Raw genomic sequence first — 22409 nt, 5'->3', positions numbered from 1 at the left:
ATTTGCATGAAGTACCTAAAGGAAAAATGCCAGTAGCTTAGGTATAAAAACCAGACCACCCACTATGACCGCCGATAGGGCTACCATCAGCACACCGCCAGCCGCCAGGTCTTTGACGGCCTTGATGGTAGGGTGGTACTCGGGCGAAACCAGATCTGCAAGTTTTTCGAAGGCAGTGTTAAATGCCTCCGCCATCCATACCAGACCAATGTGGGTGATAATGAGTCCCCATTCGGCAATAGATATCTCAAAAAAGAAGCCGAGCAGAATGACTGCTACGGCTGCCAGCAGGTGAATACGGGCGTTATTCTCAAACCTGAACAGACTGACTATACCTTCACCGGCGTATCTGAAACTGCGTAGGGCTTTGGGTATATCAATAGGGCGCTGACTCATGAGGTTATATCTGCATTAGGTATAGCACGCAAAATACAACAACACCGCCACGAACAAAAAGGGAGAGAGGCTATTTCTTCCGGGTGAAGTCCTTCATCATGGCCCATTCGCGTCCGGCTACTTTAGATTTGAAGGTTTCGAGGCACCCGCGATCCTGTAAAGTAATGTAGCAGGTCTTGCCATTACGCCCCCCGAAGCTGATGTTGGATACCTTCTTGCCGATGGTCGGAATGGTACGCAGCAGCTTACCCTGGGGGGATACTACGGCTACTTCGCCCTTACCGTGGCGGGTGATGTACAGGTTGCCTTCCACATCGCAGCGCATACCGTCCATACCACCATCTTCAAATTGGATCAGCAGGCGCTTGTTGGACAGAGTACCGTCCGGAGCCAGATCAAAGGCCCATACATTGCGCTGTACACTTTCGTTGACGTACAAGGTCTTTTCATCCGGGCTCACCTCTATGCCGTTGGTAGTACCCATATTGGGGGCTACCAGGCGTGCTTTACCTTCGGGCGATACGTGCCATACCTGTCCGGTACTTTCTTTCCAGTTGGGGTCGGAGCAGAAAATATGTCCGCTGCGCGTGATGGCCAGGTCGTTGGGCTGGTTCATGCGGGGTTCATGTACAAATACCGTCACCTGACGGGTGTTCAGGTCGGCTTTGAGTACATTATGACCGGTAAAGTCAGCTATATAAAAGATAGTAGCACTACCAAAGCGGATGCCGTTGCCGGTGCTGCCTTTGGGCAGGGTAATGAAGAAACTTGTGCGCCCCCTCGGACTAATCTGAGCGATGGTACCATCCTGCGCAAAGTTGACAGCATAGATATTGCCATCGGCATCTACGGCCGGTCCTTCGCAGTTTTCCGTAAATTCCTCCTCAGCCGTAAAAGTCTTGGTGACGGGCTGGGCCAGTAGGCTCGCACTGAACGATAAAGCCAGTAACAGGATAGCTGATAGGCGCGTAAGCATTAGATAATAAGGAGTGGGTTGAAGACTATAATAGGGCTCCAAGGTAGCGAGTAATGCCGAAAAGGCAATAGTCAGGAGTGACTAATTAGCGAGAGGTACCTATAAAAAAGCCGGAGCCCACGCTCCGGCTGTATTCTGTATCAGGTAGGTCTTATAATCTTACATTTCACGCCACTTTATAGCGCATCCAATGGCCTTAGTAGTGGTGATTACCACCGGCTTATTCGACAGCAGATTGGAAACGGCATCGTCTACGTAGCGCTTGGTAACGCCAGCAGGGTCCTGCGGGTTATCGTCGATGGTACCCAGGTACTGTACCATGAAGCGACCGGCTCCGTTGTTTTTAAGCACGAATACCTGTGGAGTACGGCTGGCCCCGAAGGCCTGGGCTACCACCTGCTTGTCATCGGACAGGAAAGGGTAGGTGTACCCTTTCGTACGGGCCCGGTACTGCATCTGGTCAATGTTGTCGTCAGGGTAAGACGTAGGGTCGCTGGGGTTAATCGCCAGTACCGGGTATCCCTGCGTGTTAAACTTGCGATCCAGTGCTATGATACGATCCTCGTAGGCCTTGGAAAAAGGGCAATGGTTACTCTGGAATACTATAATCACGCCTTTCTGGCTGGTAAAGTCGGAGAGAGAGAGCATCCGGCCATCCACGTTTTTCAGGCGGAAGTTGGCCACTATGTCACCTACCTGATAGCCGTCGGGTTGGGTGCCTTCAGTACCTGAGTCGGTGCGGATACTCCTGGCCTGTGTCTGGGAGGCTGAGGTACCTGCTTTTACCGATTTGGCCAGTACCAATCCACTCAGCGCAGTTCCGGAGAGCAGGAGCATGGTCAGCCAAAAGGGTACTTTTACTTTATTTCTGTTTGTTTCCATCGTGTAGGATGTATTAGTATTCTATAAAATAGCTCAACTCCCGCGCCAACGTTTCGTAATCTAATGCTTTTTCAAAAAACATTCGCCGCGGACGGGCTGAATTTATTATTAACGTAGCCGGTAAGGCTCCTGACCAGGAAGTGTCTACCTGCTCAATCCAGCTATTAGCATCCGGTTCATTCAATAGCCAAACCGTGCTCTTAAGTTTCATTCTATCTACAAAAGGAATAACACGGTCTTCTATATCCTTTGCAAAATCCATGCTAACTAATAAAACTCTGACTTTATGGCGGGCGTAGTCCTGCCGAACCTGTTCAAAGTGAGGTAATTCGGCCACGCAGGGGCGGCACCAGGTAGCCCAGAAATTAATGATATACGTCGTGTCGGTGGAGCTACTCATGAGTGAATCCAGCGCCCCCCATTTGACTTTCAGTACTGGTGTGGACTCCGGACTGGCAGCGGCGAGTGTATCGGCAGCCAGAGGCTCCTTCCCGACCGGCACCTGAGCCAGGACCGATGAAAAGGCTGCCATTAAATATACGAAAAACAACTTCCTCATAATGAGTGCAACACATTGTACAGACAGCTAACTCACTCCTTACCCCTACGTCCCGGTCCTGTCTTTTCTTACCCTACGAAAATACGTAAATAGTAGCGGTTAATTGCGCTGAGAATCAAAATATTTAGCAGGTAGGCATTGCTATTCTGTCAGTAGGTAACTATCTTTGCACCTCATTTTGAAAATATAGGTTTAACTAAGTTAGAATCATGTACGCAATCGTAGAGATCGCAGGGCAGCAATTTAAAGTAGAAAAGGGCCTCGAAATCTTCACGCATAGGCTTGAAGGTGACGTGGACGCTGCACTTGTGTTTGACAAAGTCCTCCTGGTAGATAACGGAGGCGATGTACAGATCGGTGCTCCCGCCATTGGTGGTGGAGTTTCCGTAAGTGGTACAATCGTAGAGCACCTCCGTGGTGAGAAGGTGATCGTATTCAAGAAGAAGCGCCGCAAGGGCTATCGTGTAAGAAACGGACACCGTCAGTACCTGACCCGCGTTCGTATCGACGAGATCAAGCTCTAATACAGGGCAGTGCGGTAGGTCAGTAACGATTGCGTGAAGACCATCTGCCGAGAGTAAAGAATTAAAATTTTACAATAACATTATAACTATTCGAACATCATGGCACACAAGAAAGGTGTAGGTAGCTCGAAAAACGGTCGTGAATCAGAAAGCAAACGTCTTGGCGTAAAACTGTTCGGTGGACAGCTTGCCAAAGCGGGTAATATTATCGTGCGTCAGCGTGGTACTAAGCACAACCCAGGTCGTAACGTGGGTGTGGGTCGTGACCACACACTGTTCGCTCTGGCTGATGGACACGTAGTTTTCCGTAAGACACGCGACAACAAGTCGTACGTTCACATTGAGCCAATCCAGGCCCAGCCGGTTCAGGCCGAAGCTTAATCCGTAGAATCTTGTCAGTAGTAGCCATACTGCCGGCACATATGATACACTGCACAGCCCGCCCCTTCCGGCGGGCTGTTGCTTTTTAGAAGGAAAATGGTTGGTGGTAAACCAAAAAAAATTTTTTGATGTTCTGAGAGGGTTGGAGTGACTACTTTAAGAACAACTCCCGCTCCTGTCGTAACCCAATAGCTACTATCTTAACTACCATGTTAAAGCGACCTGTCTATATTTATACCGAACTCAGCCCCAATCCCAACTCCATGAAGTTTGTACTGAACTTCATGCTGGCACCCGAAGGGCTTTCCTTTGATTACCCCAACGTTGAGGCTGCCCTGGAAGAAGGTAAGGCTTCTCCTCTGGCGGGTGATCTGTTCCAGTTTCCCTACGTACAGCGCGTATTTATCGCCAGCAACTTCATTACGCTTACCAAAGATGAAGAAACCCAGTGGGAAGAGGTACTCAGAGATACCAAGCAGTTCCTGAAGATATACTTTGAAGAAAACCACCCGGTATTTGAGCAGCGTACCATTGATAAGAATACCATTATTGTGGACGCTAACGACTCCGAAACTGTACAGCAGATCAAGGCCGTACTGGATCAGTACATACGCCCGGCGGTAGAGTCAGATGGAGGAGCTATCAGCTTTCACTCATTTGACGAAGAGTCGGGTGCGGTAAAGGTACTGCTGCAGGGTTCATGCAGTGGCTGTCCATCGTCAACTATTACTCTGAAGGCAGGCATCGAGAACCTGCTGACCCGCATGGTACCTAACGTGAAAGAAGTAGTAGCGGAAGGCGTGTAGTCGCTAGTATTTAAGTATTAGCTGTTAGCTTTCTGATAAGATTAATTTAGAAAAAGAGCGAGGCTGTTCCACTGGGGAAGCCTCGCTCTTTTATTACCTGAATATCGTGACACTACCGCTGCGGGTGGGTAGCTGCTCGTTGAGCTTAATGACGTAGTAGTAGGTGGCGGCGGGAAGCTCCTGCCCTTCATAAAGGCCATCCCACTCCTTCAAGTACCCAACCGAGCGGAATACCCGGCTGCCCCAGCGGTTAAATATCTCTACTTCACAACCCGGGTAAGCTCCTATGTCGGCGAGTTGCCAGGTGTCATTAACGCCATCGCCATTGGGGGTGAAGCCGTTGGGTATAGTGACCGTCGGGAGTACCTCTATAGTAATTTCATCTTCATTGTAACATCCATCGGCCGTAGATACCCTGAGGCGGTAGGTAGTCGTTTGAGCAGGAGAGGCGGTAGGTTGTGCAATGGTCGCGTCATCCAGTCCTTCGGGAGGACTCCAGCTATACGTGGCACCCTCGGTAACAGAACTGCGGATCAGGACACTACTCCCTGCCAGAATGGACTTGTTACTGGCTAGCTGAACGCGCGGAGCCTGTACTACTTCGGCTATACGGGTAGCGGAGCGGGTGCAGCCGTTGGCGCTGGTATAGAGGTAGGTAATTGGGTGCGAACCGGCACCAGCCCTTTGGGAGTCAAACACAGCGCCTGCTACGCCCCGACCCGAAAATACCCCACCGACCGGGCTGGCTACTAAGTTCAGGCGCGCATTGGCCAGTCCGCACTGGGCTGGGATAGAATCAAAAAGTACTTCAGGTACCGGATTCATGCGAATAGCCACCGACTGTGATAGACTTGAGCAGCCCGAAGCTTTGTCCGTGATCTCCACCATATAGGTCCCATCGGTACGGGCGTACAGAGTAGACGTAACCGGATTGGGCAGCGGGGCATTGTTACGGAACCAAACGTACTGCAGGCTCGAGCCCTGGCTGGTCTGCAGGCGAAGGCTGTCGCCTTCACAAAATTCCGTGGCGGTATGGATCAGCTGGGCATCAGGGCGGTCTTTATAACTGACCTGCACGGTATCTGAGCCCGTACAGCCCGACGTGCTGCTTTTTACCTGTATTACATAGGTACCCTCTAGCTTTACATCAGGCAGTGTGGTACTGGTAGCGTCAGGGATGGGCTGTCCGTCCTTCTGCCAGCGTACCTGCCAGTCAGGAGCGCCGCCCTGGGCCGTGAGCGTCACGGCTACACCTTCGCAAATACCGGCCGTTGGTCCGGGGGTGATCTCGGGCTGGGGCTGCGAGCGGTATTTTACCTCTATTTTTTCACCCATCGCCCTGGCAAATCCACAGCGGTTGGCGTAGGTTTTGATCACGTTGTAGACTCCTTCCTGCGCAATACGGATAGCCGCCTTATTGCCACTTGGGATATTAACGCCATCACGCTGCCACTGGTAGGCCCATTCGGGAGCAGCATCGGCTTGCAGAAAGATGGTGTCGCCTTGGCAAATACTTACTTCAAGGGCTTCTTTGCCATCATTGATGGAGGTACCGGGCGGGTAGAGAGCGCTGGTCAAGCCAACAGGTGGAGGGTTCTCGTTGGGACAATCAATAACCAGGAGCTGGTAGTCGCGGTGCACTTCGCCAATCTTGCGGCCCTTGCGGTACTCTTCGGCCACTACCCGGTATACAAAGAGTCCCACCTGAGTGGGAGTAAGGCTAATACTCCCAGTGGAGGGATCTACCTTCAGCGACGGATTGCCGGGTATTACGCGGGCGAGGCTGTATCCGGTGGACCATTCGGCCGAAGGGTAAGGTCCGGTAGTAGCGGGAGCCACCGGATCGATGGGATAAGGCGCACGGGTACTGCTGAAAGGTGTTTCGAGCCGGTAGCGGAGTTCGTCACCATCGGCATCGGTGGCGCCCCCCGCAAACTGGTAGGGGGTGTTGAGGCAGAGAATCTCTCCGTTGGCCGAATTAAATGTAGGAGAACTGTTGGGCGTCTGTAGGGCCGGAAACTCCGCATAGAGTACCATAGAGGCCGAGCCAGCGCCTTTAATATTAACTACGGAGCTGCTGAGGCAGCAGCGTTCCCAGGTTATGTAGTAGCCATCGGCATCATTGTACTGTGTGGCCGGTAGGCGCACATCCGCCGTGAAAGTAACCACATTGATCTGTAGGTTTTTAGAGCGGGCGCAGCCCGGATTGGTAAACGCGAGTGGTTCCTTACCGGTGCGCTTCAGCCGGAGGTCCTGCTGCCGGGCGTGGTCCCGCTTACGGAAGAAAGAAACTGTTACTTCTTCCTGGTCGGGATTAGGGTCGCTGCTGTTGGCGTCATAGTAAAGTACTACACTGACGGTGTAAACGCCAGCCTGGCCCTGCCGGGGCGAAAAGATCAGGTTTCCACCTATGATATGGGAGGCATGGGCTACCGAAGTGATCAGCCCCAACATGCAGAAGGCTATAAGGCTAATCCACCTATTCCTTTTCGTCATCGTCTGCTGGTTATTCGTCAGCAGGTGCCCGCAATAATGGTGCCATTTGGGTTTTATCACTGCTTTGAACAACCCACGGAAGCTATATTCGTAGGGTTACTTCGTGAACGGTTACTGATTAACCCGTCAGAGTTACCTCGGAGGATATGACCGAAATTCTGTAAGATTGGTAGGCTTTTAGCGGGAAGAATATAAAAAAGGGTGTACCTTTGGCGAAAGGTAGTATGCTTGCATACATATAAATGCATCAGCTGACGAGAAGCCAAAGCGGGAGCAGATAGCAATTACTGGCGGAGATCAGGTAGTAGCAAAGCTTTTTTTGGTACTGTAATTGCAGCCTGTCAGCAGGAAGAGTCAGCAAGCGACTATAGTTTAAGAGCATAAAGCCGGTAGTAGTAGACTACTCCACCGGATCAACGATAAATAACTTCAACAACTAAGAACCAAAACAATGGAAATAGGTCCTGCCAATTGGCGGGACCTTATTTTTTACCTTACTTACTGCATTACCAGCCTTAATTTCTGGGTTTTGGTCCGCACTTTCAGCCATTCCTCAATGCGCTTTATTTCGGCAGATGACGGCCGGCGGCCAAAGCGGGCGTAGGCGAGGTACGCTGTATCGGGCTTCATCGTTTCGACATTATAAACCGGCGAAGATGACAGCGAAAACTCCGCCAGGGCAGGGTACTGTATCTTCAGCTCTTTCCCAATATCAGCCGTTTGGGAGTTGAGTGTCCGGTGTTGCAGTACTTCCTTTTCCAGTACGGCGATACGCGCATCTTTATCACGGATTATCTCTTCATTTTTACGGTACAGGTCTTCCAGGATACCCGTCCGGAGCTGCTGGTTTAGTTCCTGAATGCTCCTTGCATTGAGCTCATTGTAGTTCTGGCGTACGATCAGGGAGGTTCTGTGGAGCCCGTAGTCGGGCAGGCGCTGGCTCAGGTAGCTGATCTGAGAGCTGTCGAGCGTCTGGCCGATACAGGTCACTACAATCCGGGACGTATCGGGTCTGTAGTTGAGCTGCTGGCTGATGATCTGCGTGGAGGTGTAGTCCATCTCTTTGTTGATGAAGTTCCGGGCCTTCCGCTCAAACAGGCTGCGCTGTACTACATTGTAGGCAATCACGACGCTGGGGAGCATGGTGGCAATGGCTACAACTAATACGATATTCCGTACGCGCAGGCCGGTGCGCTCATCCACGTACTGCTTGGGCGTGTACCTCAGGTACTTGACGATCACAACCGTGGATAAGGTGATAAAAACACAGTTGATAAAGAACAGGTAGAAAGCGCCGAAAAAGTAGTTCCACTGGGCGGTGGCCAGTCCGTAGCCCGCTGTACAGAGCGGTGGCATAAGGGCCGTAGCAATAGCTACACCCGGTATGGCATTTCCTTTCTCGGCCCGTGTACTGGCTATGATACCCGCAAATCCTCCGAATAAGGCAATCATAACGTCCCAGAGCGTGGGCGTGGTTCGGGCCAGGATCTCGGTTTGGGCATCGCTGAGCGGGGTGATCAGGAAGTATATGGTAGAGGTAATCACGCTGATCACCATGGCAATGGTAAGGTTCTTGAGTGCTTTCCGGATCAGTTCTACGTCGAAGATCCCGATTCCCAGCCCCAGCCCCATAATCGGACCCATCAGGGGCGATATCAGCATAGCTCCAATGATGACTGCCGTAGAGTTGACATTAAGGCCAATGGAGGCGATAAAGATGGCACAGATAAGTACCCACAGGTTAGTACCTCTGAATACAACGCCCTTCTTGATGTCCTCGATGGTATGCTCTTCCTCGGCTTTTCCTTCGTCCAGGTTAAAAATATACACCAGGAAGTTTTTGACCTGATGGATGAAGTCGGGCGTATGAGAGTGCGGTGTTGTATTTTTCATTACTCAGTAAGGAGGGTGGTAGGTCAAAGATAAGTGGTATATTCGGTTTAAACAGAAAACCCCATACCATCTTATAAACGCACATTACATCCGGATTTATTGAGTGTCATTGCTATTCTTACCACTGTTTGCGCCCCATTTTCCTAGGTAAATCTCTATTTGTAAGGCTGCCTACTACCATCAGGCTCATGCAAAAGTAGGGCCAGTGACTACTGTGACTGAGCAGCCTGTAAAATGAAGAAAGCCCGACATTGCTGTACGGGCCTTCTGATGCAAGAGGAGGAGTTATAACGAGGAATAGCAATAATTAAAATAAAAAGCTGAGGCCACCGCCCAGGTTCAGGAGTCCCAGCGGTTGGCTGGCGGGCAGTACTTCGGTAGTATGCTGTCTGCCAATGGTAACTTGTTTGGTCAGATTATCATATTCCAGATCGGCAGTCACGTATTGCGCGGAAGCATGAGCAGCCAGCCAGCGGTTAAGTTTATAGTGGGTGGTTAGCCCGGCTCCGGCCGCGATAGCCTCAGTCTTCTGCGATGGGGTAATCATGGACAAAGGCAGGCGGGAGTACTCAGTATACAGTTCGGTATAGGGGCTGGTAGCCATCGAGTAGCCACCCGTTAGCTGGGCGTCCAGCAGAAAGCGTCCAAATGTAAAAGTCAGCATTGGCCCTACCATCAATGTCTGGATTGAACAGTTGGAGGCCTTGGCTTCCCAGGTGTTGATATCTAGTCCGGTAGTGGTTGCTGATGCTACAAGTGCATCCTTGCGGATGGTATTGGTAACATGAGCGTAGGTCGTGACTATGCCCAGGTGCCGTCCGAGCCGGTATCCAACCGAAGCCTGGGCACTTTGGCCCTGTCCCATTATCTTTTCACTATTTTTGCCAAAAGGAGACAGCGTAGGAATACTATACCCGGTCGTCACATTTACATACCCTTTATGCTTAAGCAAAGAGAGAATAAAAGACTGCTGGCCACGCGCTGTACCTGTCACCAGCGCAGTGACTAACATAATCAATACAAATCGTTTCATTAAAAGAGGGTTTACTGGTCAGACTGATCCAACTACCGTGCCAAGTTTGCGCAGTCTGAAAGCAAATAGTATGTTAAAAGAGCTAATTACTAAAATCGCTTCCATGCAGTCGGTGGGGCAGCCGTATTTTCCACCGGGCCTGTTTCCATCCTACCGTTCTAATCCACTGATAGGGTACCACCGGTCGGATACGACAATGTTTTTTCCGGCTATCATTGCTTTTACACTGCAATCTGTACGGGATAAGGTGGAGGATACTACCATCCGGCAGGAGATAGATGCTATCGTGGAGAAGGTAGTGGTTAACTATCCCCTGTTTCAGAATAAGGATGGCCTCAAAACCTACAACTTCTGGCAGACACGTCCCTCAAAGCACTTCCCCAACGGGTATCTGTTCCGGCACTTCGAGCACTTCCGCATCCCCGACGACGTCGACGATACTGCCCTGGCGTACCTGACTACGTCACCTACCCCGGAGGAGCTACGCTGGCTCAAAGAAAAGCTACCCCTCCATGCCAACGGCACCCGGCTCTGGATCCGTAATACCTACCCTGAGTACCGCAGCCTGCGGGCCTACTCTACCTGGTTTGGCAAGAACATGTACATTGAGTTTGATGCCTGTGTACTCAGCAACCTGCTTTACTGTATCTTCCGGTACCAGCTACCTCGCAACCAGCACGACGAAGACAGCCTCACCTACATTCGTTCGGTTATCGAAAAGGATCGGTACCTGACCGAGCCCTTCCGCTGTGCGCACCAGTACCCCCGCACGCCGCTGATCATCTACCACGTGGTACGGCTCCTGGCTGCTTTTGATCCGCCCCAGTTACAGCCTATACGGGAGAAACTGATCCGGGATACTACTGCGCTTTTACAGAAAGCCGAGCACCCGATGGATCGGGTCATACTGGCTACTTCGCTGCTACGGCTGGGCGAGCGCCCGCCGCGTATTCCGATAGAAAACTACACCGCAGCGGACTTTAAAGGCTTCTACTTCTTCATAGCCGGCCTGCTGACCGCCTATGAACACCCGCTGCTGTACCGGCTGGCTATCAACCCGCTCATGCACATGCACTGGATATGTGAAGCCCACAACTGGACGCTCCTGACCGAGTACCAGTGCCTGTGGGAGAGTAGGAAGTAGTCCTTTAATAGGTAGTACTATTTTAGCCCTTATTGACTCAAAAAGCACCGGAGCGAGGACTTTGCCCGAGGCATTAGGGTAGAATAGGGGGTGGTTCTCCATTTTAAGCTCTGGTAATCTAAATTAGAGAGAATTCATGAACATAGTACTGACAAGAATAGTGGGTGCGGTAGTCTTCCTGGTGGCCTCCGTTGGTTTGGGATGGGCTCAGCAGGCCCAACTGGGGCTGTTCGAGGGACAGGCCGATGTAGGCCGTGTCAAACTAAAAGGCTCCGCCAGCTACAACCCCACCGACCAGACTTACACCCTAACCGGTGCCGGTACCAATATGTGGTTTGGAAAGGACGAGTACTTTATGGTATGGAAAAAGATGCGCGGCGACTTTATTCTTCGGGCCGATGCCGAGCTGCTGGGGAAGGGAGTAGATCCGCACCGCAAGGTGGGCTGGATCATCCGTACCAGTCTGGACTCCAGCTCTACCCACATCAATGCTGCCGTTCATGGCGACGGGCTCACGGCCTTGCAATACCGCCGCACGCTCGGGGGCAATACCGAGGAGAAACGCTCGGTGCTAAACGGGGCGGAGGTGATCCAGCTGGCCCGTAAGGGGAGTACTTACACCATGTCTGTAGCCAAGGACGGAGGTACTTTTGTAAGCGAAGAAGTATCTGACCTAGCTCTGGGCGAGGAGGTGTACGTGGGGCTTTTTATCTGCTCCCATAACCCCGATGTACTAGAGAAAGGTACCTTCCGCAATGTCCGTATCGTAGTACCGGCCCGGGACAACTTCGTACCCTACCGCGAGTACATTGGCAGCAACCTCGAGATCATGGACGTGGCTACCCGCCACCGCCGCATCATCTACCAGTCGCCTGAGTCGCTGCAGGCCCCGAACTGGACGCCCGATAATAAGTACCTGCTCTACAACAGCAAAGGGCTGATGTACCGCTACGATCTGGCCAAAGGAACCCCGACGGTACTCAACACGGATTTTGCTACCAACAATAATAACGACCACGTACTGTCGTTTGATGGAAAGATGTTGGGAATCAGTCACCACAGCAAAGACGATGGTAACAAATCTATAGTCTATACCGTGCCCGTGCAGGGAGGAACGCCAAAGAAGATAACGCCCATCGGGCACTCGTACCTGCACGGCTGGTCGCCGGATGGCAAGTGGCTCACCTATACCGCTGACCGCAACGGCGATTTTAATATCTATAAGATACCTTCCAGCGGCGGCAAGCCCGAAGTGCAGCTGACTACCGCCAAAGGCCTGGACGACGGACCCGAGTACAGCCCCGACGGCAAGTACATCTACTTCAACTCCACCCGCAGCGGCCTGATGCAGATCTGGCGCATGAAACCCGATGGTAGTGAGCAGGAGCAGATTACCAACGATGAGTTCAACAACTGGTTTCCGCATCCATCTCCCGACGGCAAGTGGATGGTGATCCTGTCGTTCCTGAAAGATGTGAAGCCGGAAGATCACCCCTTCTACCGCCAGGTGTACCTGCGGCTGATGCCGATGGTGAATGGGAAGCCGGATGTTTCACAGATGAAAGTGATTGCGTATGTTTACGGTGGACAAGGGACGATCAATACTCCCTCATGGTCTCCGGATAGTAAGAAAATAGCCTTTATCAGCAATACCGACCAGATTGATCGCCTGCAGATAGTCGCCACTAAACAGTAGAAACAAGTACCTAATCTATATCAATCCAATGACATCGTTGAAAAAAATCTCTCGCAAGGAGTTCCTCAAAGCTGGTTCGCTGGCCGTAGCGTCTACTCTGCTTACCCGCTTTGACTCTTTCGCAAAACCCTCCAAACCCGTTGGTCTGCAGCTGTACACCCTTCGCAATGAAATAGGTAAGGATCTGGAAGATACCATCAGTAAGGCGGCTCAAATTGGCTACAAAGAAGTAGAACTATTCGGATACGGCAACGGTAAGTTCTTCGGCAAGACACCCAAGGAGTTTGCGGCCCTGCTCAAAGACAATGGACTAAGCGCCCCCAGCGGCCACTATATGACCGGTAAGACTATGCCTAACATGGTAGGTAGCCTGTCGAACGGCTGGGAGCAGGCCGTGGAGGATGCCGCTACCATTGGTCAGAAGTACATGGTATGTGCTTTCCTTTTCCCCGACGAGCGGAAGACACTGGATCAGTACAAGCAGCACATTGACTTGTTCAACAAAGCCGCCGAAACCTGTAAAAAGAGTGGTATCCAGTTTGCCTACCACAACCACGACTTTGAATTCCAAAACGTAGAAGGCCAGGTACCTTACGATCTGATCCTGAAAGGAACTGATCCTAAGCTGGTAAAAATGGAGCTGGATCTGTACTGGGCTACTTTTGCCGGTAAAGATCCCGTAGAGCTGTTCAAGAAAGATCCGGGCCGTTACCCGCTGTGGCACATCAAAGACATGGAGAAGAGCGCCGAACGCGCCTTTGCCGAAGTAGGTACCGGTTCTATCGACTTCCAGCGCCTGTTCAATGCGCAGAAAACCGCCGGTCTTAAGCATTTCTTCGTAGAGCAGGACGTAGCCAAGAAGAATCCCCCGCTCAAAGCCATCGAGATCAGCTACAACAACCTGACGAAGCTGAAGGTGTAGGTTAGTAGCTATTAGCCCTTAGGCGTTAGCTTTAGTTGTAAGGCCGCTGTAGCAACATTGTTACAGCGGTTTTGCTTTTATAGTGGATACAGACTTTTAGCTCTTCCCCTTGATTGGCCGGTGACCAACGCGATGAGGTGAATACCTCTTTTTTTTCGACCTTTGTACTATGGAAAATAGATTCAATGAACTCCCCGAGCGACGTCAGGAACAACTGATGGCTTTTGACCGCTTACTCACGATCATGGACGAGCTCCGCGAGCAGTGTCCCTGGGATCGTAAGCAGACCCTGGAAAGCCTGCGTCACCTGACCATAGAAGAGACTTACGAGCTGTCGGATGCCATCCTGGAAAATGACCTGCCCGAGGTGAAAAAGGAACTGGGCGACCTGCTCCTGCACATGGTATTCTACGCCAAGATCGGTTCCGAAACGGGCGCCTTTGATATAGCTGATGTACTGCACGGCATCAGCGAAAAACTGATTTCCCGTCATCCGCACATTTATGGGGACGCTGTGGCCAATACCGCAGAAAAGGTAAAGCAAAACTGGGAGCAACTCAAACTCAAAGAGGGCAATCGCTCGGTGCTGTCGGGGGTACCGCAGTCGCTACCGGCGCTGGTGAAGGCCATGCGTATCCAGGAAAAGGCCCGGGGCGCCGGCTTTGACTGGGACGAGCGGCAACAGGTATGGCAGAAGGTGGAGGAAGAGATGCAGGAGTTTAAGGCTCACTTCAATGCCGATACCGGCGAAGCCATTGATACCAGGGAAGCCGAGGCGGAGTTTGGTGACCTCTTGTTCTCGCTGGTCAACTACGCCCGCTTTGTGGATATTAACCCCGAAACCGCCCTTGAGCGCACCAATAAGAAGTTTATTAAGCGTTTTCAGTTCATGGAGGAGCACTCCAAAGCCGACGGTAAGGAACTAGGCAAGATGACCCTGGCCGAAATGGACGAGTACTGGAACCGGGCCAAGAAAGAACTCTGACGCATGTCCTCTCACCATATTGTACGTGAAAAGCAGGAGCCGGCCCTGATCATTGCCAACGGCGAAGCCTGTAGTGAAGAGTTGCTGGGGCAACTGCTGGAATGGAGCCCGTTTGTACTGGTACTGGATCATGCGATCTACCGGGTACTGGACCTGGGCATCAAGGTAGATGCCTGGCTGGGCGACTTTGACCAGCGTCACGACTTCGAAGCCGTGCGCGAACGGCAGCACCCACTCGAGATAGTCCATACACCCGACCAGGACAAGACCGATCTGGAAAAAGCCATTGAGTACCTGATCGGGCGTGGCTTTCCGGCGGCTAATGTGGTATGGGCGACCGGCCGCCGCGCCGACCACGCCATCACCAACATGACCAACCTGGTGCGCTACCGGGAGCAGATCCGCCTGGTGATGTTCGACAATTATTCTAAGATATTCCCCCTGGTGGGTACTTTCGAAAAGTGGTACACCGCCGGTACTCCCATTTCCCTCATTCCCGTAGGAAAGGTAGAGGGTATCACTACCTCCGGCCTTAAGTACAACCTCCAGGACGACTACCTCACGCTCGGCTACCGCTCCGGCAACAGCAATGAGGCCGAAGCCGACGGCTTTGTACGCATCAGCGCCCGGCAGGGCGACTTGCTCATTATGGAGTGCTGGGATTAAGACTTTTATCTATTTGCTCTATTTTGTAGTTTTATAAAAAACGAAAAGCATGGGAGAAGCAATTACCACTACCCACCTGAGCGCTGAGGCCTACTTTGACTGGGAGGCCCACAACGAAATCCGGCATGAGTTCTACCGGGGTGAGGTATTTGCCATGGCCGGTGGTACCCTCAATCATAACCGGTTAGTTGATAATGCCAAGGACATTCTCAAAGGCTTTTTTAGGCCCAAGGGGTGTAGTGTGTTTTCGGAGAATGTGAAGCTGGAGGTATTACGAAACGAGTACTACCCCTACCCGGATGTGATTGTAACCTGCCATGGCATGGACCAGCGCGAACGCTACGTAGTGCGGTACCCAAGCGTGCTGGTGGAGGTGATTTCTAAAAACAGTGACTACAACGATCGTGTATTTGAGTGGGAGCGCTACCAGCAGTTGCCTACCCTGCAGTACTACCTGCTGGTGTCTCAGTACGAAACCAAGGTAGAGATATACGGCCGCACCGACGAGCCCAACGTCTGGACGTATCAGGTATATGACCGGCCGGAGCAGGTCGTGGAGTTGAGCAGGCTGGAGTACTCGTTTCCACTGTCAGCACTGTACGAGAATATAGAGTTCATGACTCCGGAAAGTAATGATTGATCATATGCCCAGCACATTCATGCCGTTGCAGGTGAGAAACACCTGCAACTTTCCCTCAGGTACCCATTCGCCGGTGATAACACCGGCAAAAAAAGTAACAATGGATCAAAGTCCCAAAGCTTTTGATAGCTTCCCCACCACATCCGCCTGAGGTAACAGGTGGAGCCATGAAGCCAGCAGCAGCGCCAAGGCTAGCCACTTAGCTTTACCTACACTCAAATAAGGAGCCACGCTGACCATACATCCCCATATCAATAGGAAGGTAAAAGGTGAAAGCAGCCGGTAACCTGGTGGATCAAAGGGGCTAATCAGTCGGAGGACAAAGAGAAAAAGCAGGTAGGCTCCGGCCGTCAGCCAGTAGTAGTGTACTGGTGAGGAAGCATCCCGTGGTATAGGAGATTTTTGCTTCGCTACCTCTTTCACCATCAACCACACCAGTAACACCTGGATCACCGCCCCCAACCAGAACAGCGCGTCACTCGACTCAAAAGTAGCATCGCGCAGCAGGAACAGTTCGTTGAACAGCCCTTTGCCAAAGAGCAGTAGTACCTGGCCAGTCGGTTCACTACCTGAGATCCGGTCGCCTCCGTACCAGTCGCCTGACTGCTGGTAGTTGAGCCACAGGTACCCGCTAAAGCCCAGCGCCCATAGCAAGGATAGTGCTGCAGCTTGCAAACCCCGCTGGCGCTGATGGGTAAGGTACCAGTAGAGGGCCATACCTGCCGATAGGGGCACAATGAACAAGCCGGCGTAACGGACCAGCATCAATGCCAGACCGAGTGCCAGTACTATTATAATGCTTCGATCATCAGAGAAGAAGTAGTACACCCAGAAAAAAAGAAGCGTCAGGAACAGGGGCTCCGACCAGGTGTGCGCCCATAGCTTTACGAATGGGCCCAGCAACAGGAGGGCTCCCATCAGTAGCGCTTTATTCACCCCCCATTTTCGCTGCACAATGAGGAGCAGTCCGGCCGAGGCGAGTACATTCACTAGTTTAGACGCCCACAGCACTGGTAGCTGAGTCAGGAAAGCGACGATGGCAATGCATAGCGGGTAGCCTAGTGGAAAGATGCCATTCCAGACTAACCGGCCCCCTTCTTCGTATACGTGTCCCTGTCCGTCGAGCAGGTACTGGGCCGAGGCCAGGTAGTAGCCCGAGTCGATGGTAGTGAAATGGTTGGGGTTAAAAAGGGCCAGCAGCAGGACGAGCCCTACCTGTCCCACCCACAGCAGGGGCAGGAGGTAGCGGTTGGCTGGTAGTACTTTCTGCGCAAATAGCCCTACCATACGCTACTGTTTGATTAGCTTTCCTTTCCGGACTTCATCCCAGCCAGCTCCGGCTACTTCCATGCGGTATAGGTACAGCCCCGGCGGGAGGGCTTGTACGTCCCAGAGCAACTCATTCAGCCCCAGGTGCGGCTCCTGTTCCAGCGTGGCTACCTGTCGTCCACCTGCATCTGTGATATGGATGCGCCAGTGCTCAGGGGCCTGCGGCCCTTCCAGTTCGATCTGAAACTTCACCCACAGGAGAGCCGGCACGGGTGATACCGTAGTGCTGACAACACGGGTGGTGTCACTCACCCGGAACTCCACCCGGTAGGGAGCGGCCATGTTGCCGGTCAGGTCCAGGGCCTCTACGTGTAGGATGTAGTTTCCGGCCGGGAGTGGGGTGTCGGGCCTTAGCCACAGGGTAAAGTGCTGGGTGGGCGTAGCGGACCATTCAGCCTGGCGGAGCCACAGGCGCTGAAAGGTACAAGTATGGCAATCCCCCTGAAGCCACAACTGAATGTTGGTGGTATCGCGTCGGAGTAGCGTCTTGTTTTCATCCATAATATGGACGGTAAACACCGGCCGGGGCGATACAGCTTCCCCATGGGTAGGGCGACGCCCATCCACCAGCACATCCAGTACCGGAGGTGTCCGATCGGGAACCACGGTAAACTGGATCTCGGTGGAGTTGTTGGTCAGTACATGCTCTGGCTGGCGCAGTACATTAAACCGGACCTGCACCCGGTTAATCCCGGCTTTACCTAAGGTATTGAGTACCGGCTTAATGGAAACTGTAGTCCGGGCTGGTACGGGAGCGATGCGGTACTGTTGCTCCTCAGTACCAGTAGGGCTCTGCTGCCGGACCACCACGATCACTGAATCCCGGAAAGCCACTTCCGTTACATTCTGGAAAAATAGTTCAGGCTGCACCGTAGCCCCTTCGGGTGCCTGGGCGGGTGGGGTATTTTTGATGAAGGCGACTCCTTCCGGTAGAGCTGGCGAGGCTTGCGCCTGTGGATTATAGGTAAAGGCACGGGGGAGGGACGGCTGCTCGCCGGCTATGTACACCCGCCAATAGATGGCTTGGGCACCTCTACCAGCTACTGTGATGGGCAATGTAGCCTGCACCTCCCGGCTCAGTACGGTATCTCTCTGTAAGGAGGTAGAAGTAAAATCAGGAGATATGTCCCATTCAAACACTACGTGGTGCCCGGCGGGCTGGTAGGGTACCTGAGCGACCAGATGGATAGTAGGTGCCGCCAGCGTAGCATTAGCCGCCGGAATCAGCGGGGTAGCTCGTCCTTCGGCTATGTAGATATCAGCGGTCAGGTGGTTATTAGATTTGTCTTCTTCATTGATCTGGTTTTGCGGGTCCAGTACCAGTTCCCACTGCTCATCACCTCCCTGAGCATTTTGTAATCTGGGCACATACAGCGTAAGCGTATCGTACATGGCTACGGCCGGGCGAATAAAATGGTATTCACCGATAGGAGCGTTGTTCCTGATCCGTCTGATCAGCAGGGTATAGGGGGCATCATTATAACGTCCGTAGTTAGATACCACCGCCTGCACCCGCAGCGAATCGCTGATGGCGTTGGGAGTACTGCCATTGGGGCTACTGACCTCCAGAGTACCGCTCCGCCAAGCGTAGTCGGGGAGCCGGGCAGGGAACAGCCGGATGGCCGGGTCGCCTTGTAAGGTCATTTGCTGTACGGTAGCCCGTGCATACTCCGACTGGTCGTTCTGCATCAGCCGCCGGATCGCCTCCTGCTGAATGGTACCAAATGGCTGGCTCACGTACGCTGGGTCAGTCAGTACTTCATAGAAAGTACTAGTGTAAATCATCAGGTTGAAAGGGCGGCCATTGTGCGTATGCGCTACGAAAAGTACCGCCCCCCGTTCGGGCGCATTGACCCAGCGGGTACTGGTCGTGGTAGGGCCGAAGTAGAAGTTGCCCAGGGCGCAGCCATTCATAAGTATCGCCGGGTAGCGGTCTTTGTTGCGGTAACCCAGAGCGTCGTTGGTGGGGTCACCCAGTTCAATATCCGTCACATCCAGACTCGAATGACCAAACATGGTCATAAGGGCTACTCCTTCGTTAATGTACTTTTGGAGGTCCAGTTTCTCCACGGGCTCGTCCGTCTGCTTGGAGAGGGTTTGTACCACAGGGCCGAGGTAGCTGCTATCTACGGTATGCTTGAAGAAGTCTACATAGCCGCGGAAGAGGGATAGTTCGGGTACTGTACGCCCGCCACTCAGGTGCAGGACCTTTTTCCGCCAGGGAGCCAGGGCCGGCTGAGCCTCGTGCTGCTTTACCTTTTGCAGGTAGTCCCACACGGTACGTCCGGTCGAGGCCTGCAGTCGGCCTACCGGTACCAGTGGCACATCAGCGGGAGCGCCGCCCAGGCCCATGCTGAGGGCTATATCAGATCCAGGCCATCCGGCGGTAGGTACCATGTCCACGGAGCGGGCATTGGCCATGTGCCGGGCTGTCTGCGGGTCGCGGGCCTGCCCGATCAGAAACACGTGCTGCAGCTTTCCCTTATCGTGCAGCCAGCTGATGAGGCGGCGGATGCCGTGGGGACCAGGCTCCCCGTAGTTGAACTGGTCAAAGACCTCCTGCGCATTGAGTACCAGCGGATGGTATCCGCCACCGGCCGCCGAAGCCCGGTAGTCAGCGTAGGCCTGTACCGCGTCTGGTGCACCTTGTACGGGCTGGCGCAGCAGCGGATGCGAGATGATCAGGTAGTTAGTTTGGGTCGGATCGATAGCCTTATAATTGACCCGCTGTATGCCCACAGGTGCAAAGGGGTGATGGACCGAAAGTACCGTACTACTACCAGCCAGGGGTACCTGTATATCCGTAGCCGTGGCAGCGGAGGTAAGCAGGCGTGGCCGAGCAGGATCGGAAACATCAACAAAAAAGGGCGAGCCTGATGCATTTAAGTTGAGTGTAGCGTTAGCCTGCTGGGCGGGAAAGTACATCAGTTGCTGAGTGGCAGATAGCTGAGCTACCCGCGGGTACAGGACAGACAGGTAGCCAACCGATAGCTCCTCCCGCTCTTCCCTGGGTACTACCGATAGTACCAAGCCCGTAGAAGGTACTTCGCTGACGGGTAAAGTAGCCTCAAATACCACCGATGCATATTCCTTCCACGCTAGTTCTCCCAGCTTTCGTACCGGATTCTGAGCGGTACCCAGCCATACTTCGGCCCGGTGGTTATGGGCGCTGTGGCTGGTAAGGAGTACTTCTACCTGTACCTGTTGAGAGGAGGCCCGGTTGATATCGGTAATGGGTAGAGTAAAAGATTTCCAGGTGCCGGTCTTGAAAAGGGTACTGGTCCAGCCTTCGCCGTAGTCGTAGGGGGTGAGGGCGGTACCATCGTCGTAGCCGCTGCCTTCGGGGTACAGGCGGCCAGCGGGGTAGCTTTCTTTAATAATGTGCAGTTCCTTAGCCAGGTACTCGTTAAGGGTAGTACCTGGAGTGGTAGTTTGGGGAGCGCGGGCTATGCGACGGCCGGCCATACCATCGGTACGCCAGGTCAGGAAGTAGGCTGCGGTATCGGAATAGAGGCTGTAGTGGGTATGAGGCTGGGCGGCGGGGGTAACGTACAGCAGCGAATCCAGTGCCCCGTCGTTCTTCTCCCCGTAGAACTCTATAAGATCATTCGCATCCAGGCGCCCGTCGGCTTCGCCAGTTACCTGTATGGCTACTTCTTCTCCGCGCCGGAATAGCTGCAGCGAGCGGGCGGGAATGGAAGCTACCGGCACACCGGCCCGCTCAAGCTCGGCGGGGGAGAGGCGGTACCAGCCGGTCTGGACTATGGGTATACGCAGGTAGGTCTGCTGCGGCTGGATCCACTCGTTGCCGTAGCGGAGCTGCGCCCGCAGGCCTGCGGTACTCAGTAGTAGTATGGTAATGAAAAGACAGGTGCGTAAAGGGTGTGGCATCATAGGTCAGGGATACGGTAGGACGGATCAGGACCTAATTAGCCCGGGTACCAGGCTGTCGCCGGATGTACTGGTTCATCGAAAAGGCGTACGCATGACGCTCGTCGGCTTCGTGTCGCTGGGAGTGGATCAATTGCCAGTCGTCCCAGTTGATCTCCGGAAAGAAAGCATCCCCCTCTACCTCGGCATGAATAATAGAAAGATACAGCTTATCTACCCGTGGCAGCAGCTCTTCAAACACATTGCTCCCGCCCAGTACAAATACTTCTTCCTCCTCTGCCAGCAGCTCAAAGGCTTCTTCGAGACTATGCGCCTGTTCAAAGGTTTCGGGTAGGGACAGATCAGGCTTGGTACTCAGGATCACGTTGCGGTAGGATGAATGAAGTCCATCAGGCGATGTGAAACTCTTTCGTCCCATCAGGAATGGTTTTCCATGCGTCACCTTTTTAAAATTTTCCCATTCGTCCGGCAGGTTCCAGGGCAGGTGATTATCAGAGCCAATGACCCTGTTTTCACTCATGGCTACTATGATGGATAGATGCATATAGGTTGCAGTAGATTCAGTTTAATACTATATATGACTCCAAAAGGGCCCTGTCTGTTAGAAGCAAAATGGCTGTACCTTCTAATTTGCCATTCATCCTTTAATTTCTTCCGTTCATCCCGGGGTTGAAAATATTTTAACCTAGTACTTTGCATAACAAAGTACCTTTGCATACATTTGTATTGTCAGGAAGTCAAAAGGCCATTGGCAGACTGATCATCTATTAGCCATGAAAATATCAAAAGTTAAAATTTTGAAAACGGTATGAATATCGAAAATGCCCAGGTGCAGATGCGCAAAGGAATCCTGGAATTCTGCATCTTGCACATCATATCGCGCGGAGAGGTGTACGCATCCGATATGCTGGACGAGCTGACCTCGGCCCGCATTATGGTGGTGGAAGGTACCCTGTATCCGTTGCTGACCCGGCTCAAGAACGCCGGCCTGCTTGACTACAAATGGGTGGAGTCTTCCTCAGGACCGCCACGTAAGTACTACGTATTGACTGATAGTGGAAAGCAATTTCTGGATGCCATGCAGGAAACGTGGCTTGAACTATCTGACTCGGTGCACACGGTGATCAAGCGCACCGCTGAGGTACAAGAAAACTCTTCCTCTACTCCTTCCTGACTATTGATTCCCTAAT

The 22409-nt window shown here is 52.7% G+C and carries 20 protein-coding genes; 10 read left to right on the top strand and 10 right to left on the bottom strand.

The window, feature by feature from the left end; genetic code table 11:
- Positions 1 to 15 precede the first annotated feature (15 nt).
- From JTN23_RS22295 to JTN23_RS22280, 4 genes are all read right to left on the bottom strand, one after another.
- Positions 16 to 396 (bottom strand): diacylglycerol kinase family protein, encoded by a 381-nt coding sequence (locus JTN23_RS22295; RefSeq protein ID WP_247237285.1) that lies wholly within the window; start codon positions 394 to 396, stop codon positions 16 to 18.
- 70 nt (positions 397 to 466) lie between these two features.
- The gene (locus JTN23_RS22290; protein ID WP_247237284.1) at positions 467 to 1372 is read right to left on the bottom strand and encodes an SMP-30/gluconolactonase/LRE family protein; all 906 of its coding nucleotides are present in this window, start codon (positions 1370 to 1372) and stop codon (positions 467 to 469) included.
- Positions 1373 to 1531: 159 nt separating this feature from the next.
- Positions 1532 to 2254 carry a thioredoxin family protein gene (locus tag JTN23_RS22285; RefSeq protein WP_247237283.1) on the bottom strand — a complete coding sequence of 241 codons (723 nt, stop codon included), beginning with the start codon at positions 2252 to 2254 and terminating at the stop codon, positions 1532 to 1534.
- 13 nt (positions 2255 to 2267) lie between these two features.
- Positions 2268 to 2786, bottom strand: a complete 519-nt coding sequence (locus JTN23_RS22280) for a TlpA disulfide reductase family protein (protein ID WP_247237282.1) — start codon at positions 2784 to 2786, stop codon at positions 2268 to 2270.
- Positions 2787 to 3022: 236 nt separating this feature from the next.
- Between JTN23_RS22280 and rplU the strand changes: the two genes are divergently transcribed.
- The 3 genes from rplU to JTN23_RS22265 all read left to right on the top strand — a co-directional run bounded on the left by rplU (position 3023) and on the right by JTN23_RS22265 (position 4524).
- The gene (rplU, locus tag JTN23_RS22275) at positions 3023 to 3337 is read left to right on the top strand and encodes a 50S ribosomal protein L21 (RefSeq protein ID WP_247237281.1); all 315 of its coding nucleotides are present in this window, start codon (positions 3023 to 3025) and stop codon (positions 3335 to 3337) included.
- A 99-nt stretch (positions 3338 to 3436) separates the two neighbouring features.
- On the top strand, positions 3437 to 3718 hold the full coding sequence (gene rpmA / locus JTN23_RS22270) for a 50S ribosomal protein L27 (RefSeq protein ID WP_247237280.1): 282 nt from the start codon (positions 3437 to 3439) through the stop codon (positions 3716 to 3718).
- Between the two features lie 209 nt (positions 3719 to 3927).
- Positions 3928 to 4524, top strand: coding sequence for a NifU family protein (locus JTN23_RS22265; protein WP_247237279.1), 597 nt, complete (start codon positions 3928 to 3930; stop codon positions 4522 to 4524).
- Positions 4525 to 4617: 93 nt separating this feature from the next.
- On the opposite strand, the gene JTN23_RS22260 is transcribed toward JTN23_RS22265, so the two are convergent.
- From JTN23_RS22260 to JTN23_RS22250, 3 genes are all read right to left on the bottom strand, one after another.
- Positions 4618 to 7020 (bottom strand): T9SS type B sorting domain-containing protein, encoded by a 2403-nt coding sequence (locus tag JTN23_RS22260; RefSeq protein WP_247237278.1) that lies wholly within the window; start codon positions 7018 to 7020, stop codon positions 4618 to 4620.
- Positions 7021 to 7518: 498 nt separating this feature from the next.
- On the bottom strand, positions 7519 to 8913 hold the full coding sequence (locus JTN23_RS22255) for a TIGR00341 family protein (protein ID WP_247237277.1): 1395 nt from the start codon (positions 8911 to 8913) through the stop codon (positions 7519 to 7521).
- A gap of 307 nt (positions 8914 to 9220) precedes the next feature.
- Positions 9221 to 9946, bottom strand: coding sequence for a hypothetical protein (locus JTN23_RS22250; protein WP_247237276.1), 726 nt, complete (start codon positions 9944 to 9946; stop codon positions 9221 to 9223).
- A 70-nt stretch (positions 9947 to 10016) separates the two neighbouring features.
- Here JTN23_RS22250 and JTN23_RS22245 point away from each other — a divergent pair, with 70 nt between their 5' ends.
- The 6 genes from JTN23_RS22245 (at position 10017) to JTN23_RS22220 (ending at position 15999) form a co-directional block, all read left to right on the top strand.
- Entirely contained in the window at positions 10017 to 11090 is a 1074-nt protein-coding gene (locus tag JTN23_RS22245; RefSeq protein ID WP_247237275.1) for a hypothetical protein, read from the top strand.
- A 136-nt stretch (positions 11091 to 11226) separates the two neighbouring features.
- Positions 11227 to 12786: a TolB family protein gene (locus tag JTN23_RS22240; RefSeq protein WP_247237274.1), complete on the top strand. Its 1560-nt coding sequence runs from the start codon at positions 11227 to 11229 to the stop codon at positions 12784 to 12786.
- Positions 12787 to 12814: 28 nt separating this feature from the next.
- Positions 12815 to 13708 carry a sugar phosphate isomerase/epimerase family protein gene (locus JTN23_RS22235; RefSeq protein ID WP_247237273.1) on the top strand — a complete coding sequence of 298 codons (894 nt, stop codon included), beginning with the start codon at positions 12815 to 12817 and terminating at the stop codon, positions 13706 to 13708.
- 169 nt (positions 13709 to 13877) lie between these two features.
- Positions 13878 to 14693, top strand: coding sequence for a nucleoside triphosphate pyrophosphohydrolase (gene mazG / locus JTN23_RS22230; protein ID WP_247237272.1), 816 nt, complete (start codon positions 13878 to 13880; stop codon positions 14691 to 14693).
- Positions 14694 to 14696: 3 nt separating this feature from the next.
- Positions 14697 to 15359: a thiamine diphosphokinase gene (locus tag JTN23_RS22225; RefSeq protein WP_247237271.1), complete on the top strand. Its 663-nt coding sequence runs from the start codon at positions 14697 to 14699 to the stop codon at positions 15357 to 15359.
- A gap of 49 nt (positions 15360 to 15408) precedes the next feature.
- Positions 15409 to 15999 carry a Uma2 family endonuclease gene (locus tag JTN23_RS22220; protein WP_247237270.1) on the top strand — a complete coding sequence of 197 codons (591 nt, stop codon included), beginning with the start codon at positions 15409 to 15411 and terminating at the stop codon, positions 15997 to 15999.
- A gap of 105 nt (positions 16000 to 16104) precedes the next feature.
- Here the strand turns inward: JTN23_RS22220 and JTN23_RS22215 are convergent, their stop codons facing one another.
- From JTN23_RS22215 to JTN23_RS22205, 3 genes are read right to left on the bottom strand one after another with little or no spacing between them, the layout of a single operon-like run.
- Positions 16105 to 17286, bottom strand: a complete 1182-nt coding sequence (locus JTN23_RS22215; RefSeq protein WP_247237269.1) for a hypothetical protein — start codon at positions 17284 to 17286, stop codon at positions 16105 to 16107.
- A 3-nt stretch (positions 17287 to 17289) separates the two neighbouring features.
- On the bottom strand, positions 17290 to 21222 hold the full coding sequence (gene porU2, locus JTN23_RS22210; protein WP_247237268.1) for a putative type IX secretion system sortase PorU2: 3933 nt from the start codon (positions 21220 to 21222) through the stop codon (positions 17290 to 17292).
- 31 nt (positions 21223 to 21253) lie between these two features.
- Complete coding sequence (locus JTN23_RS22205; protein ID WP_247237267.1) at positions 21254 to 21763, bottom strand: dihydrofolate reductase; 510 nt, start codon at positions 21761 to 21763, stop codon at positions 21254 to 21256.
- A 264-nt stretch (positions 21764 to 22027) separates the two neighbouring features.
- Between JTN23_RS22205 and JTN23_RS22200 the strand changes: the two genes are divergently transcribed.
- A complete protein-coding gene (locus JTN23_RS22200) occupies positions 22028 to 22393 on the top strand; it encodes a PadR family transcriptional regulator (protein ID WP_247237266.1) in 366 nt (121 codons plus the stop codon).
- Positions 22394 to 22409: the final 16 nt, after the last annotated feature.

The organism is Telluribacter roseus, assembly GCF_017355915.2.
Lineage (GTDB): Bacteria > Bacteroidota > Bacteroidia > Cytophagales > Spirosomataceae > Telluribacter.
Note: the sequence above shows the minus strand (reverse complement) of the source record. Positions and strands in the feature narration are given on the sequence as shown.

What these genes read in the sequence shown, in the direction of transcription:
- JTN23_RS22265 (WP_247237279.1), top strand. Translation starts at nt 3,928, where the DNA reads ATGTTAAAGCGACCTGTCTATATTTATACCGAACTCAGCCCCAATCCC.
- JTN23_RS22220 (WP_247237270.1), top strand. Translation starts at nt 15,409, where the DNA reads ATGGGAGAAGCAATTACCACTACCCACCTGAGCGCTGAGGCCTACTTT.
- JTN23_RS22240 (WP_247237274.1), top strand. Translation starts at nt 11,227, where the DNA reads ATGAACATAGTACTGACAAGAATAGTGGGTGCGGTAGTCTTCCTGGTG.
- JTN23_RS22250 (WP_247237276.1), bottom strand. Translation starts at nt 9,946, where the DNA reads ATGAAACGATTTGTATTGATTATGTTAGTCACTGCGCTGGTGACAGGT.
- JTN23_RS22200 (WP_247237266.1), top strand. Translation starts at nt 22,028, where the DNA reads ATGAATATCGAAAATGCCCAGGTGCAGATGCGCAAAGGAATCCTGGAA.
- JTN23_RS22225 (WP_247237271.1), top strand. Translation starts at nt 14,697, where the DNA reads ATGTCCTCTCACCATATTGTACGTGAAAAGCAGGAGCCGGCCCTGATC.
- JTN23_RS22215 (WP_247237269.1), bottom strand. Translation starts at nt 17,286, where the DNA reads ATGGTAGGGCTATTTGCGCAGAAAGTACTACCAGCCAACCGCTACCTC.
- mazG (WP_247237272.1), top strand. Translation starts at nt 13,878, where the DNA reads ATGGAAAATAGATTCAATGAACTCCCCGAGCGACGTCAGGAACAACTG.
- JTN23_RS22295 (WP_247237285.1), bottom strand. Translation starts at nt 396, where the DNA reads ATGAGTCAGCGCCCTATTGATATACCCAAAGCCCTACGCAGTTTCAGA.
- JTN23_RS22205 (WP_247237267.1), bottom strand. Translation starts at nt 21,763, where the DNA reads ATGCATCTATCCATCATAGTAGCCATGAGTGAAAACAGGGTCATTGGC.
- JTN23_RS22290 (WP_247237284.1), bottom strand. Translation starts at nt 1,372, where the DNA reads ATGCTTACGCGCCTATCAGCTATCCTGTTACTGGCTTTATCGTTCAGT.
- JTN23_RS22235 (WP_247237273.1), top strand. Translation starts at nt 12,815, where the DNA reads ATGACATCGTTGAAAAAAATCTCTCGCAAGGAGTTCCTCAAAGCTGGT.
- rpmA (WP_247237280.1), top strand. Translation starts at nt 3,437, where the DNA reads ATGGCACACAAGAAAGGTGTAGGTAGCTCGAAAAACGGTCGTGAATCA.
- JTN23_RS22280 (WP_247237282.1), bottom strand. Translation starts at nt 2,786, where the DNA reads ATGGCAGCCTTTTCATCGGTCCTGGCTCAGGTGCCGGTCGGGAAGGAG.
- porU2 (WP_247237268.1), bottom strand. Translation starts at nt 21,222, where the DNA reads ATGATGCCACACCCTTTACGCACCTGTCTTTTCATTACCATACTACTA.
- JTN23_RS22245 (WP_247237275.1), top strand. Translation starts at nt 10,017, where the DNA reads ATGTTAAAAGAGCTAATTACTAAAATCGCTTCCATGCAGTCGGTGGGG.
- JTN23_RS22260 (WP_247237278.1), bottom strand. Translation starts at nt 7,020, where the DNA reads ATGACGAAAAGGAATAGGTGGATTAGCCTTATAGCCTTCTGCATGTTG.
- JTN23_RS22255 (WP_247237277.1), bottom strand. Translation starts at nt 8,913, where the DNA reads ATGAAAAATACAACACCGCACTCTCATACGCCCGACTTCATCCATCAG.
- rplU (WP_247237281.1), top strand. Translation starts at nt 3,023, where the DNA reads ATGTACGCAATCGTAGAGATCGCAGGGCAGCAATTTAAAGTAGAAAAG.
- JTN23_RS22285 (WP_247237283.1), bottom strand. Translation starts at nt 2,254, where the DNA reads ATGGAAACAAACAGAAATAAAGTAAAAGTACCCTTTTGGCTGACCATG.